12 protein-coding genes and 1 pseudogene are annotated in these 15,888 nt (G+C 69.0%); 4 read left to right on the top strand and 9 right to left on the bottom strand.

Annotation, left to right across the window (positions count from 1 at the left end):
* Positions 1–7: 7 nt before the first annotated feature.
* The 8 genes and pseudogenes from FKR81_RS20475 to FKR81_RS46240 form a co-directional block, all read right to left on the bottom strand.
* A complete protein-coding gene (locus FKR81_RS20475; protein WP_146353705.1) occupies positions 8–1,885 on the bottom strand; it encodes an anthranilate synthase family protein in 1,878 nt (625 codons plus the stop codon).
* Positions 1,882–2,505 carry an isochorismatase family protein gene (locus tag FKR81_RS20470; RefSeq protein WP_146353704.1) on the bottom strand — a complete coding sequence of 208 codons (624 nt, stop codon included), beginning with the start codon at positions 2,503–2,505 and terminating at the stop codon, positions 1,882–1,884. Before FKR81_RS20470 ends, FKR81_RS20475 begins: the two co-directional genes overlap by 4 nt.
* Positions 2,506–2,548: 43 nt before the next feature.
* Entirely contained in the window at positions 2,549–3,007 is a 459-nt protein-coding gene (locus tag FKR81_RS20465; RefSeq protein ID WP_328593152.1) for a PhzA/PhzB family protein, read from the bottom strand.
* Positions 3,008–3,026: 19 nt separating this feature from the next.
* Positions 3,027–4,163: a DegT/DnrJ/EryC1/StrS family aminotransferase gene (locus FKR81_RS20460; protein WP_146353702.1), complete on the bottom strand. Its 1,137-nt coding sequence runs from the start codon at positions 4,161–4,163 to the stop codon at positions 3,027–3,029.
* Between the two features lie 2 nt (positions 4,164–4,165).
* Positions 4,166–5,293: a nucleotide disphospho-sugar-binding domain-containing protein gene (locus tag FKR81_RS20455; RefSeq protein WP_146353701.1), complete on the bottom strand. Its 1,128-nt coding sequence runs from the start codon at positions 5,291–5,293 to the stop codon at positions 4,166–4,168.
* A gap of 16 nt (positions 5,294–5,309) precedes the next feature.
* Positions 5,310–6,419 (bottom strand): DegT/DnrJ/EryC1/StrS family aminotransferase, encoded by a 1,110-nt coding sequence (locus FKR81_RS20450; RefSeq protein WP_146353700.1) that lies wholly within the window; start codon positions 6,417–6,419, stop codon positions 5,310–5,312.
* A gap of 7 nt (positions 6,420–6,426) precedes the next feature.
* Positions 6,427–7,716 carry an NDP-hexose 2,3-dehydratase family protein gene (locus tag FKR81_RS20445; protein WP_146353699.1) on the bottom strand — a complete coding sequence of 430 codons (1,290 nt, stop codon included), beginning with the start codon at positions 7,714–7,716 and terminating at the stop codon, positions 6,427–6,429.
* A 473-nt stretch (positions 7,717–8,189) separates the two neighbouring features.
* Positions 8,190–8,357 (bottom strand): annotated as a pseudogene (locus FKR81_RS46240) (helix-turn-helix domain-containing protein); the annotation flags it as partial.
* On the opposite strand from FKR81_RS46240, the gene FKR81_RS45050 reads away from it, so the two are divergent.
* The 4 genes from FKR81_RS45050 (at position 8,331) to FKR81_RS20425 (ending at position 13,327) form a co-directional block, all read left to right on the top strand.
* Positions 8,331–8,510 (top strand): hypothetical protein, encoded by a 180-nt coding sequence (locus FKR81_RS45050; RefSeq protein WP_235921658.1) that lies wholly within the window; start codon positions 8,331–8,333, stop codon positions 8,508–8,510. The pseudogene FKR81_RS46240 and the gene FKR81_RS45050 sit on opposite strands and share 27 nt — an antisense overlap.
* 33 nt (positions 8,511–8,543) lie before the next feature.
* Positions 8,544–8,954 carry a helix-turn-helix transcriptional regulator gene (locus FKR81_RS20435; RefSeq protein WP_235921657.1) on the top strand — a complete coding sequence of 137 codons (411 nt, stop codon included), beginning with the start codon at positions 8,544–8,546 and terminating at the stop codon, positions 8,952–8,954.
* 145 nt (positions 8,955–9,099) lie between these two features.
* Positions 9,100–9,777, top strand: a complete 678-nt coding sequence (locus FKR81_RS20430) for a family 16 glycoside hydrolase (protein WP_222598339.1) — start codon at positions 9,100–9,102, stop codon at positions 9,775–9,777.
* A gap of 175 nt (positions 9,778–9,952) precedes the next feature.
* Positions 9,953–13,327, top strand: a complete 3,375-nt coding sequence (locus FKR81_RS20425; protein ID WP_186763071.1) for a diguanylate cyclase — start codon at positions 9,953–9,955, stop codon at positions 13,325–13,327.
* A gap of 90 nt (positions 13,328–13,417) precedes the next feature.
* On the opposite strand, the gene FKR81_RS20420 is transcribed toward FKR81_RS20425, so the two are convergent.
* On the bottom strand, positions 13,418–15,778 hold the full coding sequence (locus FKR81_RS20420; RefSeq protein WP_146353697.1) for an RICIN domain-containing protein: 2,361 nt from the start codon (positions 15,776–15,778) through the stop codon (positions 13,418–13,420).
* Between the last annotated feature and the right edge of the window lie 110 nt (positions 15,779–15,888).

Here is a 15,888-nt window from a genome sequence, read left to right as displayed (position 1 = left end):
GTTCTCCTCAGGCGACTTCGATGGCGGCGGGACGACCCAGCAGCCTCAGCAGCGTGGCGCCGACGAGCTGAGGGCCGTCGGCGGTCAGCACGGACTCGGGGTGGAACTGCATGGAGGCGAAGCGGTTGCCGCGCAAGGCGTGCACCTCGTTCGTCTCCGGGTCGCGAGCGACCTCGACCCGCCCCACACCGTCCACGGTGAACTCGTCGTGGGTGCTCAACGCGGCGAAGGTGTTGTAGAACCCGGCCTGTGCCGGCGAGCCGAACAGGTCGATCTTGGCCTGCACGCCCTGGTTCGGCTGTTCACGGCGGTGCAGGTCGAGCCCGAACAGCAGGCTGAGGACCTGGTGGCTCAGGCACACCGCGAGGAACGGGCGTGACTCGGCGAGCAGGCGCGTGATCCGGCGGTGCAGGAAGCCGATCCTCGGGTGGGCCAGGTCGCGCGGGTCGCCGGGGCCTGGCCCCATCACCACGAGGTCGTAGCCGGAGTCGTCCGGATCCTCGTCGTGACCGCGGACGGTCACCCGCAGGCCGAGCGCGGTCAGCTGGTGTCCGATCATGGCGGTGAAGCTGTCCTCGGCGTCGATCACCAGCACCTCGCGGCCGGTCAGCCCGGCGTGCGGGTCGGCCCGCGCGGTGAAGTCGGAGAGCCAGAAGTCCGCGATGGTGTCGTTGCGGCGGGCCAGCGCGGCCCGGACGGACGGATGGGTGCCGAGTGTCGTGCGTTCCGATTCGAGCGCCGCGACCAGCGCCGCCGCCTTGGCCGAAGTCTCGGCGGCCTCCGACTCGGGGTTCGAGTGCCGCACGATGGTGGCGCCGACGTCGATGCGGACCCGGCCGGTGCGGTCGATGTCCGCGGTGCGGATGAGGATCGCCGAGTCCAGCGTCTGCTCGCCGCGGGCATCCCAGCCGATCAACGCGGCGGCGCCGCTGTAGTAGCCGCGGCCGCCGGGCTCGTAGTCGCGGATGGCGCGGCACGCGTTCTCCAGCGGGCTGCCGGTGACGGTCGGCGCGAACATCGTCTCGCGCAGGATCTCCCGCACGTCACGGGTGCTGCGGCCCTCGATGAAGTACTCGGTGTGCGCGACCCTGGCCATCTCCTTGAGCCGGGGGCCGATCACGCGGCCGCCGCTCTCGCAGATGCGGGCCATCATCTTCAGTTCCTCGTCGAGGACCATGTAGAGCTCGTCGGTCTCCTTCTGATCCTCGAGGAACTCCAGCACTCCCTGCGGGGTCGGGCCGGTCGGCGGGTAGCGGTAAGTGCCGCTGATCGGGTTCATCACGACGGTGCCGTCGTTCAGGCTGACGTGCCGTTCCGGTGAGGCGCCGACGAGCGTCCGTTCGCCGGTGTGCACCAGGAACGTCCAGTAGGCACCCTTCTCCGTGGTCAGCAGCCTGCGGAAGAACGCGGGCGCGCTGAGGGGGCCGTAGTTGCCGATGTCGGCGGTGAAGGACCGCTTCAGCACGAAGTTCGCGCCTTCACCGGCGCCGATGTTCTTCTCGATCACCCTGCGGACGGTGCTCGCGTAGGTGTCGTCGTCGAGGTCGAACCGGCCACCGATGACCGGTGTCGGCACGTCCGGGATGTGGGCGAGCAACTCGGTGAGCGGTAGCCGCTGGCTGGCCGTGACCGTGAGCGCGACGAGCGGGGTGCCGTCGTCGTGGCAGGCGAACCCGCGTTCGGTGAGCTGCCGGTAGGGGACGAGGGCGAGCACCTCGTCGCAGTCGCCGGCCGGGAGGGGCAGGTCGTCGAGCGTCTCGTGCTCGGACACCGGACCGGTCAGCACGTCGAGCACTCCGTGGCCGGTCGCGTCTGGCCGGTGCAGCAGCGCGAACGGGCCGGCGCGGCCGGTGAACACGTCGTCCAACAGGAATGGTGCTGTCATGTGAGTAGCCCCTTTGCCGTTGTGACCACCGCGCAGCGAGCGGCCGCGTAGTCGAGTGCCATTCGGTGGTGGTCCTCGGTGAAGTCGGCTGTCGCGTCAGCGACGAAGAACGGCTGGATGTCGTTGCTGTACGCGTCGAGCGCGGTGGCCAGCACCCCGACGTGCGCGTAGACCCCGCACAGCACGAGCTGGTCGCGCCCGGCCGCGCGACACCGCTCGAGCAGGTCGGTCCGGGCGAACGCGCTGTAACGCCACTTCGTGAGAACCCAGTCCCCGTCGGCGGGCGCGAGTTGCGGCACGATCTCCTGGTTCTGCCCGTTCGCCCGCATGCCGGGACCCCAGATGTCCTTGAGCAGTCCGCGTTGCTCGTCGGTCATGCTGCCGGGCTGCGCGGTGTAGGCCACCTGCACCCCGCGCTTCGCGCACTGGTCGCGCAACGCGGCCGCCGCCGCGACCAGCTCCTCCCGCATGGGCTCGGGGAACGGGGAGAGGAAGTACAGCTGCATGTCGTGCACCAGCAGCACGGCGCGTTCCGGGTCGAAGGTCCACTGCGGAATCGACTCGGGCAGATCCGCGCTGGAAGGTAAGGCGTAGCCGACGATCGGCGGGATACCGGGCATCTGAGGTCTCCTGTGATCGGTGGGTCAGGTGACCCGGTGCGGTCTAGGTGGGAATGCCTTCGCGGCGGATCTCGGGCACCGGAATGCTGAGCGCGCGCAACTGCTGGAACGGGTTCATGAACTCGCGCTGGCGCACGATCAGGCCGTCGGACAGTTCGAACGAGTGCAGGAAGTGGTTCTCGTAGAACCCTTCCGGATATCCGGGGAAGAGGATTTTCCCGCGGCCGTCGCACTCCACCCAGAAGCGGTTCGGGTCCTGGGTCTCGAAGACCTCGACGTCGTACCACTCCCAGTCCGGGAAGCACTCCAGCGACCACTTGGCGTGCTCGGCGAGGCGGTCACGTCCGGTGGTCTCGATGGGGTCCAGCTTGTCGCTGGTCCACAGACCGGCCCGGCCGTGCTCCACGAACAGCTCGTGCCTGCGCAGCCGGTCCTGTCCCTTGGTTCGCATGTACTTCTCGACCGTGGCGCGGTTGCGGCCGCGCAGTTCCGCCTCGGACACAGTTCCTCCCAAGCACGTCTCAGATGAGGTTCGCCAACACGTCTCGCAGCGCGGCCACCACGGTGTCCACATCGGACTCCGTCAGCGACTGGTGGATCGGCAGGTTGAGCGTGCACTCGGCGGCGCGCTCGGCCTTGGGCAGCGACACGTCCGCGCCGTAGGCTCCGACCCGGTGCAGCGGCGTGTACCGGTAGGTCGTGTAGATGCCGCGCGCGTACAGCTCCTTGGCCACCTGGTCGCGGATGCCCTCGGGGAGCTGCACCCAGTAGAAGTAGTACGAGTTCTCGTGCCCCGCCGGCAGCGGCGGGGGCACCACGACGCCCGGCACGCCGGCCAGCAGGGCGTCGTAGCGTTCGGTGATCGACCGCCGGTGCGCCACGAACGACGGCAGCTTGGTCAGCTGCACGTGACCGACGGCCGCGTGCACGTCGTTCATGATGGTGCGCCTGCCGAACGAGCTGACCTCGATGTCCCACCACCGGTTCGCGTGCCGCTCGGCCTGCGAGGAGTTGCTCTCCTGCTCGAGGCCGAAGAACGCGATCTTGCGGGCGCGTTCGATCAGCTTCGGGTCGCGGGCGTAGATCATGCCGCCGTCCACGGCCACGACCATCTTCGCGTAGTCGAAGCTCCACGCGCCGATGTCGCCGAACGTGCCGACCGCCTGACCGTCCACACGGGACGCGACGGAGTTGGCGCTGTCCTCGATGAGGAAGATGCCGCGCTCCCGGCAGAACTCGGCGATCTGCTCGACCTCACCGGGGTAGCCGCCGAAGTGCAGCACCATCACGGCCTTGGTCGCCGGGGTGATCGCCGCCTGGACGTCGGCGAGCGTCGGGTTCTGCGTGCGGGGGTCCACGTCGCAGAACACCGGGCGCGCGCCGTGCGCCGCGATGGCGTTGGCCTGCGCGACGAAGCTCGTCGTGGGCAGCACGACGTCGTCGCCCGCGCCTATCTCGAGCAGCTTCATGGACAGGAACAGCGCCTCGGTGCAGGTGTTGAGGGTGGCGACGTTCTCCGGCCGGACTCCGATGTGCTCGGCGAAGGCGGCCTCGAACGCGTCCACCCGCGCACCCTTGCCGATCCAGTTGCTCTCGAAGACTTCCTTGACGGCGGCGAGTTCCTCGACGCCCAGCGAAGGCTGGGAAACATTGATCATGATCAGCCCACCAGCTCTTCGAGCCGCGGCACGAGATCCGCCGGAGAGGGCATGGCGGCGATCTCCGCCTTGACCTCGTCCGCCGCCGCGCGCATCGACGAGTCGAACAGCACCGTGCGGATCATCTCGGCGTCGATCTCGTCGGGCGTGGCCACCTCCACGCCGAGGCCGCGCTTCATGATCTGTTCGGAGACCTGCCACGCGTCCGCGCTCAGCGGCATCGTGAGGTGCGTGATGCCGGTGACGAGCCCGGTCATGGAGGTGCCGCCGCCGACGTGGTGGATCATCGAGCTGCAGGTCTGCAGCAACGAGTGGAGCGGCACCCAGCCCGCTGCGCGCACGTTGCCCGGCAGCTCGCCGAACCCCGAGATGTCGGCGTCCCCGGTGGCCAGCACGAACTCGGCGTCCACCTGGCTCGCCGCCTCGACCACCTTGCGGAACGCGCTCAGGTCCATGAACCCGGGGGTCGTCGTGCCGAGCGTGATCGCGACCCGCGGCCGGGCGGGCGGCTCCAGCAGCCAGTCGGGCAGGACGCTCGAGCCGCTGTACGGCACGAGGCGCATCGACCAGCCGTCGAACTCGCGGTGCCGCATGCTCGGCGGCCGGGTGTCGAGGAACGCGGACTTCTCCGGCGGGCCGACGACATCGTGCCGGTCGTACACCTCATCGAGGTGCTGGCGCATCTCGTCGCGGATCTCCCGGTAGCCGCAGACGCTGAGCACCTGCTCGACGGCGGGCACGCCGTACATGCTCGCGATCAGCGGACCCGCGGGCTGCAGCTCGTCGTGCAGGACGAGGTCGGGCCGCCAGCCCTGCGTCACCGCGACCGTGCGGTCGATGGTGACCTCGCCGAGCCGAGCGAGCAGCTCGCCGCCCATCACGATTTCTTTCGCGTACTCGTCGCGGCTGATCTGGAACCCGAGCCCGTACTTGGCAAGGACCGTCTGGATGATCTCCATGGGGTTCGCTGTCGGAGCGGGGTCGAAGGCCGGCAGCCCCGCCTTCGCCACGAGCTCCGGCTGGGGAGTGGCCCAGAGGATCTCGTGCCCGGCGGCGCGCAGCGCGTGTGCGATGGAGACCAGCGGGAAGATGTGTCCCACCAGTCCCACTGTGGTGACCAGTACTCGCATCGTCAGAACCCTTCTTTCAGAGTGACTGCAACACTTCGCGGATCGCGCCGATGACCTTGTCCTGCAGGCCTTCCGACAGTGAGGCGTACATGGGCAGGGAGAAGATGTGGTCGGCCATCCGCTCGGTGACGGGCAGGGAGCCGGGCTCGTAGCCGAGGTGCGCGAAGCCGGTCATCGTGTGGACCGGCCACCGGTAGCTGACGTTCAGCTCGACGTCGTAGGCCTTCAGCCGTTCCAGGATCTCGTCGCGCTTCGGGTGGCGGACGACGTACAGGTAGTAGACGTGGTCGTTGCCCGGCGCGATCTTCGGCAGCACCAGCTCGGTGTCGCCGAGGCCTTCGGAGTACCGCTGGGCGACCTTCCGGCGTGCGGCGAGGTAGCCGTCGAACCGCATGAGCTTGGTGCGCAGGATTTCGGCGTGGACCTCGTCGAGCCTGCTGTTGTGGCCGGGCGTCTGGACGACGTAGTACTGCTTCTCCATGCCGTAGTAGCGCAGCCGGCGCAGGTTCGCGGCGACTTGGTCGTCGTTGGTGATCGTGGCGCCGCCGTCGCCGTACGCGCCGAGAACCTTGGTGGGGTAGAAGGAGAACGCGGCCGCGTCGCCGATCGTGCCCGCCGGCACGCCGTCGCGCCGCGCGCCGTGGGCCTGCGCGCAGTCCTCGAGGATCGTGAGGCCGTGCTGGTCGGCGATGCGCCGCAACGGTTCCAGGTCGACGCACTGGCCGTACAGGTGCACGGGCAGCAGGCACTTGGTCTGCTCGGTGACTTTCGCCGCCACCTGGCTGGTGTCCATCAGGTACGTGTCCGGGTCGATGTCGACGAACACCGGGGTGGCGCCGACCTGGTCGATCGCGATCACCGTCGGAGCGGCCGTGTTCGAGACCGTGATCACCTCGTCGCCGGGACCGACTCCGAGCGCTCTGAGAGCGAGCACGAGCGCGTTGGTCCCGTTGTCACAGCTGACGCAGTGCGCGACCCCGTGGTAGTCCGCGTACTCCCGCTCGAAACTTCGCACGCTCTCACCCATGACGAGCGTGCCGGAACGGAACACCCGGTCGACCGCGGCGAGGATGTCACCGCGCTCGTTCTCGTACTCGGTCAGGTAGTCCCACACGCGAGTGGTCATCAGCGCCTCATCTCTCGGACGGCTGGAAGATGAGGCACGCCAACACGTTGCGCGCCTCTACGTTGACGTGGTTGCTGTACCGGGCGAGCTCCGCGAGCTGCGGGAGGGTCATCCAGGTGAAGTCGTGGCCGACGTCGTCGGGGAGCTGGTCGCCCGTGTCGACGACCACGTAGCGGTTCTCCGCGTGGTAGAACCGGCCGCCCTCCTCCGAGTGCACGGTGTCGAAGAGCAACCGCTCCTTCGGCGCGGTCAGCACGTGGTCGAGGAACGCGGGCTGCGGCTCGGTGTCCGCGTGGTTGCCGGGCGCGCACTGGACCGTCGGCCCGATCTCGACGACGTCGAGCGTGCCCGCCTGGGTGAGCGCGCGCATGAGCACCTGGAGCTGCCCGTCGACCCGCCGGACCAGCAACGCCACGAGCCCGCGGTGCTTGGGCGCGAGCAACGGCTGCGACCAGCCGGCCACCTCGCGGTTGCCGGCCACGACGTCGACGCCGATCACCGAGAAGTACTTGTCGTCCTCGTGGCGGATGCCGTCGGGCGACCAGATCCACTTCTTGACGGCGTTGAGCGGAATGCGCCTGCGGTCGAGCCGGTAGCGGGACTTGGCCTCGGTGAACCAGCTCAGCAGGCTGGCGGTGTCGTTGTGCGTGCCGGCGCTCGTTCCGGGCAGCGGGTAACCCGCCAGCACGGTCCGCGAGTCCATGTTGACCAGGTTGTCGACGGCGAACAGCTCGGAGAGCTGCTCACGGCTCAGCCAGCAGAAACCGTCGAGCGCGTCGACGTCCTCGTCGATCTCGATGATCATGTTGCGGTTCCGCTTGTGCAGGAACCACGCGCCCTGTTCGGACTGCAACACGTCGGACAGAATCCGCCCTCGTCGCGGTGCCAGGAAATGTTCCAGATAGGGCACGGACTTGCCCTGGTGAACGCGAGAGTAGTTGCTCTTCGTGGCTTGCACCGTGGGGGAGAGTTGGATCACGTTGACATTCCCCGGCTCCGCCTTGGCCTGCATGAGGAAGTAGGGAACGCCGCGCACCCGCTTCACCAGGATTCCCAGAATTCCCGATTCCGGCTGGTCGATGATGGGTTGTGACCATTCCTCGACAAATCCGTGGTCGGTGCTGACCTCGAGTCCTTCCACCGAGAAGAACCGGCCGCTCCGGTGGCGGATGACGCCCGTGTCCTGGTCAGCTGACCAGCCTGTGAGCTGGTCGAGCGGGGCAGGCGTGACATGAAAAGGATGTGCCTGTTGCTGCTGGTTCCACCAATCATGGAACTCGTCGATGCGTTGGAACACCAGGCCTCCTGGGGAATGACGGGGTTCGAAGGCTGTCACGCAGTTCACGGGCAATCTAGACGTTGGGTTCATCTTGATTGGAGAGATCGTTCCCATCGTCTCAATTGGGGTGATAAGGCTTTACTTCGGTAGTGAATCCATTTGCGACGGGTCTCGAATGCTAGGGGTGGCTTGAATTTTTAGGGGATGCTCTTGCGGCAATCAACTGGTATAGGAGCCCTGCGGGACGTGTCGTTCCGGGGTGGGATCGACCTCGATCTGCAACGCCTGCCTGCCGTCGTTCCTCGGGCGCAGGGCGGAGACCGTCGAGTGGCGGGACGTGACGCTGGCCGAACTGGCGGATGCCCTTCCACCGCTAGGGGGGCGACGTTCTGCTCAATCCGGGAGCGCCGACGTCCGCGTCTGCTCGCCGCCGCTGTGTGAACGGCGGCCAGCGGGTGACGTCAGAGGGCTGAGAGGGCCTGCCCGCCCATCGGTTCGAGCGCCCGCCGAAGCGAGGAGACGTACGTGTAGACGGCGCTCGCCAGCACCGCCTCACCCCACACGGCGTCGATGAGCTCGGCACGCGAGACGACCTCGTCGGCGCATGCCGTCGAGCACCTGCGAGGTTCACCGTGGAGCGAGTCCGCGTCACCGTCCAGGCGTCTGATCCGATCAGCGCCGAAGGTCTCACCAGCTACCTCCGATCGAGATGTGAGATCGAGGTGCTGCCTGCCGGGCGACGGGCTGAAGCCGACGTGGCGGTGATGGAGATGGAACGACCCGCGGTCGGAACGCTGTCCGTCCTGCGCTGAGCTGCGGCCGAGCACGGCACACCGGTTGTATTGGTGGTCAACGAATTCGCTGACTGCGACCTGCGGACCGTGGTGGAGTGCCGGGTGGGCGCGGTGCTCCTGCGGGCCGCGGCCACCGGCGAACGACTGCTGCACAGCGTCGAAGCCGCGGCGACCGGTGGCGGAGTCCTGCCGCCGCAACTGCTGGGCGACTTGCTCAAGCACGTCGAGATGATGCGGCGCGACGTGCTGGCGCCCGGCGGGGTGAACGCCACCGGGCTCACCCCGCGCGAGGTGAGGGTGCTGCAGATGATCGCCGACGGCCTGGACGCGGGCGAGATCGCGCGAGCCGTGTGCTGCTCCGAGCGAACCGTCAAGAACCTGATCTCCGCGATGACCACGCGACTCAACCTGCGCAACCGGTCCCACTCGGTGGCGTACGCGATGCGCGCCGGAATGCTCTGATGCGCAGCCGAGTAGGCCTGGTGGCTGTACTCATGTTGCGCCTGGCGGCGGTACTTCTGCGACTTCTGGCCGTCAGGCGCCTTGCGGGATAACGAAAGGACGCTTCTTCACGAACTAGGAGCAGGCGCGTCGTGGGGGAGTGTGCGTGGTCAAGATCGTGATACTCGCTGCGCTGCTGCTGGCGACGCTGTCGTCGAGCGGCAAGGGACGGATCGGCACGATGCTCGACGTCTTCGGCGGATACCCAGCGGCTGACTGGGCGGAGGGGGCGACGCACGGCCAGTGGAACGTCGTCTTCAACGGCTACGGCACCCAGCGGACGAACGAAGACGGGCTGCTGCAGGAGCCGATGCGGTCCACCCGGCCGGACGAGACGCACGCATCCCTCACCGTGTCGCGGCGGGTCTTCGGCGACGTCGACCTGCGCGTGCGGGCCATCACGTTGGATCAGTTACGAACTGGCTCCGCGCCCAACGACTGGGAACGCGACTGGTTGTTGTGGGGCTACACCGACATGGCGCACGCGTATTACCTCACCTGCAAGACGAACGGATGGGAACTGGGCAAGCTCGACCCGGCCTATCCCGGCGGTCAGCGCTTCCTGGCGACCGGCACCGGTGATCGCTGCGCCATCGGGAAATGGCATACCTATCAGGTGCGGCAGGACGGATCGGCCATCAGCGCCTACGTCGACGGCGCGCTGCTCACGACCTTCGTCGACCGCGAACGTCCTTACCTGCAAGGCAAGATCGGCCTCTACAACGAGGACGCTCGGGTCTGCTTCGCCACGGTCGACATCGCCGATGATCGCGACAATCGCTGACGGCGGCTGACACTTGATTCCCGTTGGGACTGTAGTGTCCATTGCTCGCTTCGGTTACGGTACGTGCCGAACACGATGTCGTCCCACGTCGGCTGGCATCAGCAACTAGCATCGGAGAACGGTCGTCTAACTCTAACGGAGCGCCGTGACCAACCCTCCCAGTATCGACCGCGGTGTGCTTCGCACGCTGCTCACCGACGCGGTTACTGGTGCGCTTGCGCGTGGGGGTCTGGACGGCTGCCTGGACGGGGCGATCGTCCGGGCACGGCGTACCGGTGGCTGCTGCTCGGTGTTCGTGTTCGACGTCGATCACTTCAAGACCGTCAACGACGCGTACGGCCACGCCCGCGGCGACACGGTGCTGCGGTTGATCGTCGAGCGCGCGAGGACGGTGGCCCGCGACACCGACGTGCTGGTGCGCTACGGCGGTGACGAGTTCGTGCTGGTGCTGCCGGAGACTTCCGCGGTGGAGGCGGCGCAGGTCGCGCAACGGCTGGTGGACGCCATCGGCGCCGAGCCGTTCCCCGGAGATCCGCCGTTGTCGGTGTCGATCAGCCTGGGACTGGCGACCTATCCGGATGACGCGGCCGACCGCCACGAGCTGATCGAGCTCGCTGACCGCCGCAACTACCTGGCCAAGCGCCGGGGCAGGGGACGCGCGGTCGGTGACGACCTGCAGGCGGGCGGGCGCCGGAGTTCGGACCGGTTGCTCGAGCGGGACGCGGCGTTCGCGGTCGCCCGTGACTTCCTCGTCCGGCTGGACGCTCGCGGGCGCGGTGCGCTGCGGGTGGCCGGCGAGCGGGGGGCCGGGCACACCCGGTTCCTGGCCGAGGTGGGCAAGCTGGCGGGCATGCGCGGGTTCGCGGTGCTGCACGTGGGCACCGATGCGGCCGAACGCGGTGTGGATCAGGCCGAGCGGGTGCTGGTGATCGCCGACACCGATGCCGACCTCGCCGAGGTGGGCCGACGGGTGCGGAGGCTGGCGGGCCGGAGTGGCCCGCGCGTGGTGGGCCTGGTGCAGGCGGTGCACGATCCGGTCGGGCCCGCCCCGCCGGTGCCGCTGCTGGACACCGTGGTGCTGGCGCCGCTGTCCGAGTCGGCGCTGCACGTCTGGCTGCGGTCGACGCTGCACGGCGAACCCACGCGGGAGCTGGTGCAGTGGCTGGCCCGGCGCAGCGGCGGGTTCATCGCCCAGGCCGAACGCGCACTGACGCAACTCGCCGACCTCGGGCACCTGGAGCAGGGCGGCAACGGCGACTGGGGCGTGTCGCCGGTGGCCGTGGCCCGCGCCGACAACGCCCGGCGGCGACTGCCCGCGGCGGTGAGCAGCCTGGTCGGCCGGGCGCGCGACACCGCGCGGGTCGCCGATCTGCTGGCCGATCGAAGGCTGGTCACGCTGACCGGCGCCGGTGGCATCGGCAAGACCCGGCTGGCACTGGCCGTCGCGGGTGCCGTGGCCGACGAGTTCGCCGACGGGGCCGTGTTCCTGTCCCTCGCCGAGGCCACGACGACCGAGCTGGTGGTCTCCGCGGCGGCCGCGGTGCTGGAGGTGCCGGAGGGCGCGGACGAGCCGCTGGCCGACACGGTGATCCGGGCGCTGAGCGGGCTCGAGCTGCTGCTGGTGCTGGACAACTTCGAACACGTGCTGAGCGCGGGCTCGTTCGTCGCCGCGCTGCTGGCCGCCGCGCCCGGTGTGCGGGTGCTGATCACCAGCAGGCAACGGCTGCGGCTCACCGGCGAACAGGTCTACCCGGTCCCGCCGCTGCTGGTGCCCGACCTGGACCGGCTGCCGACCCGGCCGGAGGAGACGGCCGCGGCGCTGGACGCCTCGCCCGCGCTGGCGCTGTTCGTGTCGCGAGCCACCGAAGCCGTCTACGGACTGACCTTCAGCCCGGACGACCTGCGCGCCGCCGCCGAGGTGTGCTGCCGGCTGGACGGCCTCCCGCTCGCCATCGAGCTCACCGCGGCGAACTGCGACGTTCTCTCGCCGACCCGGATCCTGGCCCAGTTGAACGAACGGTCGGAGCTGCCCGCGACCGGGCCCCAGGACCTGCCTGCCCGGCAGCAGACGCTGCGGGCCACCATCGACTGGAGCTTCGCCCTGCTCGACGCGGGCGACCAGGAGCTGCTGACCCGCCTGGCCGTCTTCGCCGGAGGCTGCCCGGCCGACGCCATCGCCGCCGTCTGCGTGCCCTCCGGCGCGACGGCGGGCGAGTCCATCAGCAGGCTCACCGATCGGCTGGCCGGGCTGGTCGACCGGAACCTCCTCGGCGCGCGGAACACCGCGGACGGCGTCCGGTACACCATGCTGGAGACCATCCGGGCCTACGCGGGCGAACGGCTGGCCACGGCAGCCGACGAGGGGCTCGCCCAGCGCCACGCCGCCTACTTCGCCGCGTTCGCCGAACGCGCCGACAAGGGACTGGCCGGTCCCGAAGGTGCGTCGTGGTACGCACGGGTCAGCCGCGAGTACCTGAACCTGCGGGCGGCGCACATCTGGGCGATGGCCGAACGGGACACGCTCACCGCCGCCCGGATCGTTCTCGGTGTCACCCGGTACTGGCAGAAGGGCTGGCACATCCGCGAGGGCCGGGAATGGCACCGCCGCCTGCTCGCGGAGGCGGTGGACCGGCCGCTGCCTGACGGTGTCCGAGGCTGGCTGATGGAGTCCGCGGCGTTCCTCGCCATCAAGCAGGACGACCAGGCGGCCGCCTTGTCCCTGGGCGAGAAGAGCTTGCAGCTCGGCCGCGAACTCGGCGACCTCGACCTCGTGGCGAAGGCGCTCAACGTCGTCGGTCTGGTCGCCAGGCAGAGCGGAGACATCGACCGGGCCCGCGCCTGCTTCGGTGAGTGCGTCGAGATCCAGGAGTCACGCGGGAAGCGCGACACCATCCTGGCCGCGGCGAGCGGCAACCTGTCCATGATCGCCCTCTTCGAGGGTGACCTGCACACCGCCCGCAAGCTCCTGCTGCGCGACATCGAGCTGGACCGCCTGCTCGGCAACCTCCGCTCGCTCCTGCTGACCCTGGTCGGTCTCGGTGACGTCTGCGTGGACCTCGGCGATGCCGCGGCCGCCCGCCCGCTGCTCACCGAAGCCGTCGAGATCGGCAGGCAGATCGGTGACATCGGCGGCGAGGCGTACGCACTCCACATCCTCGGCAGGCTCACCCGGCTGGACGGCGATCCGGTCGAGGCGTACCGCCTGTACACCACCGCGATCCGCCAGCACCACGGGTTCGGCGACCGGTTCGCGGTCCTCTACACGCTCAGCTCCCTGACCGATCTCCTCAGCACGGTGGAACCCGCGCTGGCCGCCCGCATGCTCGGTGCCGTCGAGGTGATCCGCGCACAGGACAGCACGCCGATGACCAAGCACCAGGCGGCCGTCCGGGACAGGACGCTGCTCCGCATCCGCGCCGTGCTCACCGACGCCGAGGTGGAGGCAGCGATCGCGGCCGGGCGCGTCATGGATCTCGACGCACTCGTGGCAACCGCACTCGAAGTGGATCCGGCCAGCTGCGCCCAGCGTCGCGGACCACGTACCGCATGACGCGAACTCCTTGCTGGGCAAGACAGTTCTGCTGCCATCGTCCCGCTGTGCGGTGACGGCACCCGCATCAGGGTGCCGTCACCGAGCGGATCAGTCGTTCGCGGGCACGAGCGTCCACTGCTGGTTTCTGCCGCCGGTCGCGTTGCCCTGGACCACCGGCGCACCGTCCGTTGTGGACGAACCGGACACCTCGGCCGGCAGGCCGCTGTGGGAGTTGGTCAGCGTCGAGTAGCCACCCGCGGAGCTGATCGTCCACTGCTGGTTGGCGCCGCCGTTCGGCGTCCACTGGATCAGCTGGGTTCCCGGTGTGGTCGAGAAACCGGGTACGTCGAGCGCCTTGCCGCTGCCGACGTTGATCAGCGCGGTGCCGTCCTGGCGCCACCGCTGTGCCGCCGAGCCGTTGTCGGACGACTGGACGATCTCCTCCCCGCTGGTGGACAACAGCTTGCCGCTGTTGCGGTTCACGATCTTGTACGCCGTCGCGGCCGATCCTCCGGTCAGCGCGAGGTCGTCGAACTGGACGTTGCGCCACTCGCCGACCTGCAGGCCGCCCGGCCCCGAGCGGTAGGCGCCGTCGGTCGCGCTGCCGAGCACCTGGTCGTCGACGCGAGCCGTGATGGTGCTGCCCTGGAAGCTCGCGGACACGGTGTGCCAGCTGTTGGTGCCGAGCGCGGCGCGGGTGCCGCTCGCCAGCACGGTCATCGCGCCGGACGTCGACCCGCGGGCGATCGACCACGCGCCGTTGCTGGCGACCTTGACGTGGTAGGCGTTGATCCTGCCGACCTCCCAGTAGTCGCGGTCGCCGAAGCGGCCCAGCAGCGACACCGACGCGGCCTGCTCGAACATCACGTCCGAGCTGATCGTGTAGTCGCCGAGGCTGTTGTCCCCGATCAGGGCGTAGGGCGTGGCGGAGTTGTCCTGCCACGGAATCACCTTCACCGGCGCCATCTGCCGCACGCACTTGCCGCCGCGGCCGCCACCGCAGCCGACGACCTCGAACGAGCCGTGCTGGTCCGCCAGGTACCTCGCCGGGCGGGCCAGGTCGTAGGACTCGAAGTCATCCTTGTGCGGCAACGGGAATCCGCCGCCGCCGGGGGAGGCGGCGGTGCCCTTGCCCTGACCGGTCAGCGTGCTGACGGAGTAGATGTGGCCCGGCTGCAGGGTGAGCGCTGACCCAGGGCTGACGTCGGCCTTCCGGACGAACCAGTCAGCCGGGTTGGTCGAGCGGAGGTTCGTGGCGTACACCCGCATCGGGCCGGTGGGCAGGCCGCCGCGGACGTTGAACGTGACGGTCTGGGGCTGGCTGGCGCGGGTCGTCTCGATGACGGTCGAGTGCGCGGAGTGGTTCGCGGCCTGCAGGCTGATGTAGCTGCCGTTGGCCCGGTTGCCGTCGAGCAGGCCGGAAGCGGAGTCGACGAACTTCCAGCCCAGCCTGGTGAACTGGGTGAAGTGCGCCATCGTCCACGCCTGTTTGCCGATCTCGAACTTGCCCGACCACGGCTGCGGCGCCTCCGCGAGTCCCGTGGTCACCCAGGGCAGACCCGGTGGCAGCGCGGCGATCAGCGGCCAGTTGATGTAGGCCGTCATCTTGGCGTCGACGTAGCCGAGGATGATCTGGCGGGCCATCCGGTCGGCGCCGAGGTGGAAGTCCTGCGAGCCGTTCTCGGCCGCCCACAACGGTTTCCCGATGTTCTGCGCGGTCGACGTCGAATGGCACGAGTAGGCGGTCGCGCCACCGCCGTTGGCGCCGTCGCACGGGTAGTGCGTGCCGAGCACGTCGACCGCGTCGTGGAACGCGCTGTCGTTCACCATGTCGTCGGCGACGCCCCAGCCGGTGGAGTCCGCGCCGACCACGAGCGTGGGCAGGTCGTTGTCCCGCAATGCCTTCTTGAGCGCGACGAACCAGCCCCTGTCCCAGCCGTTCTCGTTCCAGCCACCGATGTAGTCGATGGTCAGGCCGTGGTGATCACGCGCGCCCTTGAGCCACTTGACGATGTAGTCGACCATGTCCTGCGACCAGAACTCGCCGTTCCCGATCCAGCCGGGAGCGCCCCACGCCAGCCCCGCGAGCTTGATCGACGGGTTGCGCGCCTTGGCCTGCTCCATCAGCCACCACTCGTAGCCGCGCTGGTAGTTCTCGTCGTTGCGGGTGTGCATGTGGCTCGGCTCGGAGCCGTCGGTGGAGTTCATGTCTCCGCCGATCTCCACCTTGAACAGCTGGACCCCGGCGCCGTAGCCCGGTTTGAACAGGTAGTCGAGTATCTGTCCGCGCTGGGGTTCCGGGTAGTCGAGCAGCAGCTTGCTGTTGCCGCCGCCACCGCTGACCGCGCCCACGCCGTCATAGGTGCGGCCGCCCTGCGTGCCGTCCACGGTGATCGTCGTCGCCGCCTGCGCCGGGGTGACCACCACCGACCCCAGCAGCAGAATGAGAATCACGAGCAATCGGTTCATCCGTTGCACCTCGCTCGACAACGTTGTCGGCGACGGCGGCACGGGCGAGTCTAGGTTCTCGATCCTTCGCCGCCGCGCAAAGCTGTCCGGGGTGGACAAGATCGCACCCC

It is taken from the genome of Lentzea tibetensis (assembly GCF_007845675.1).
GTDB lineage: Bacteria > Actinomycetota > Actinomycetes > Mycobacteriales > Pseudonocardiaceae > Lentzea > Lentzea tibetensis.
The sequence above is the reverse complement of the archived record's forward strand: the minus strand, read 5'-3'. Positions and strand labels throughout refer to the sequence as shown.

Excerpts from the sequence above, each read along its gene's own strand:
- FKR81_RS20475 (WP_146353705.1), bottom strand. The coding sequence starts at position 1,885 with ATGACAGCACCATTCCTGTTGGACGACGTGTTCACCGGCCGCGCCGGC.
- FKR81_RS20470 (WP_146353704.1), bottom strand. The coding sequence starts at position 2,505 with ATGCCCGGTATCCCGCCGATCGTCGGCTACGCCTTACCTTCCAGCGCG.
- FKR81_RS20460 (WP_146353702.1), bottom strand. The coding sequence starts at position 4,163 with ATGATCAATGTTTCCCAGCCTTCGCTGGGCGTCGAGGAACTCGCCGCC.
- FKR81_RS20455 (WP_146353701.1), bottom strand. The coding sequence starts at position 5,293 with ATGCGAGTACTGGTCACCACAGTGGGACTGGTGGGACACATCTTCCCG.
- FKR81_RS20450 (WP_146353700.1), bottom strand. The coding sequence starts at position 6,419 with ATGACCACTCGCGTGTGGGACTACCTGACCGAGTACGAGAACGAGCGC.
- FKR81_RS20420 (WP_146353697.1), bottom strand. The coding sequence starts at position 15,778 with ATGAACCGATTGCTCGTGATTCTCATTCTGCTGCTGGGGTCGGTGGTG.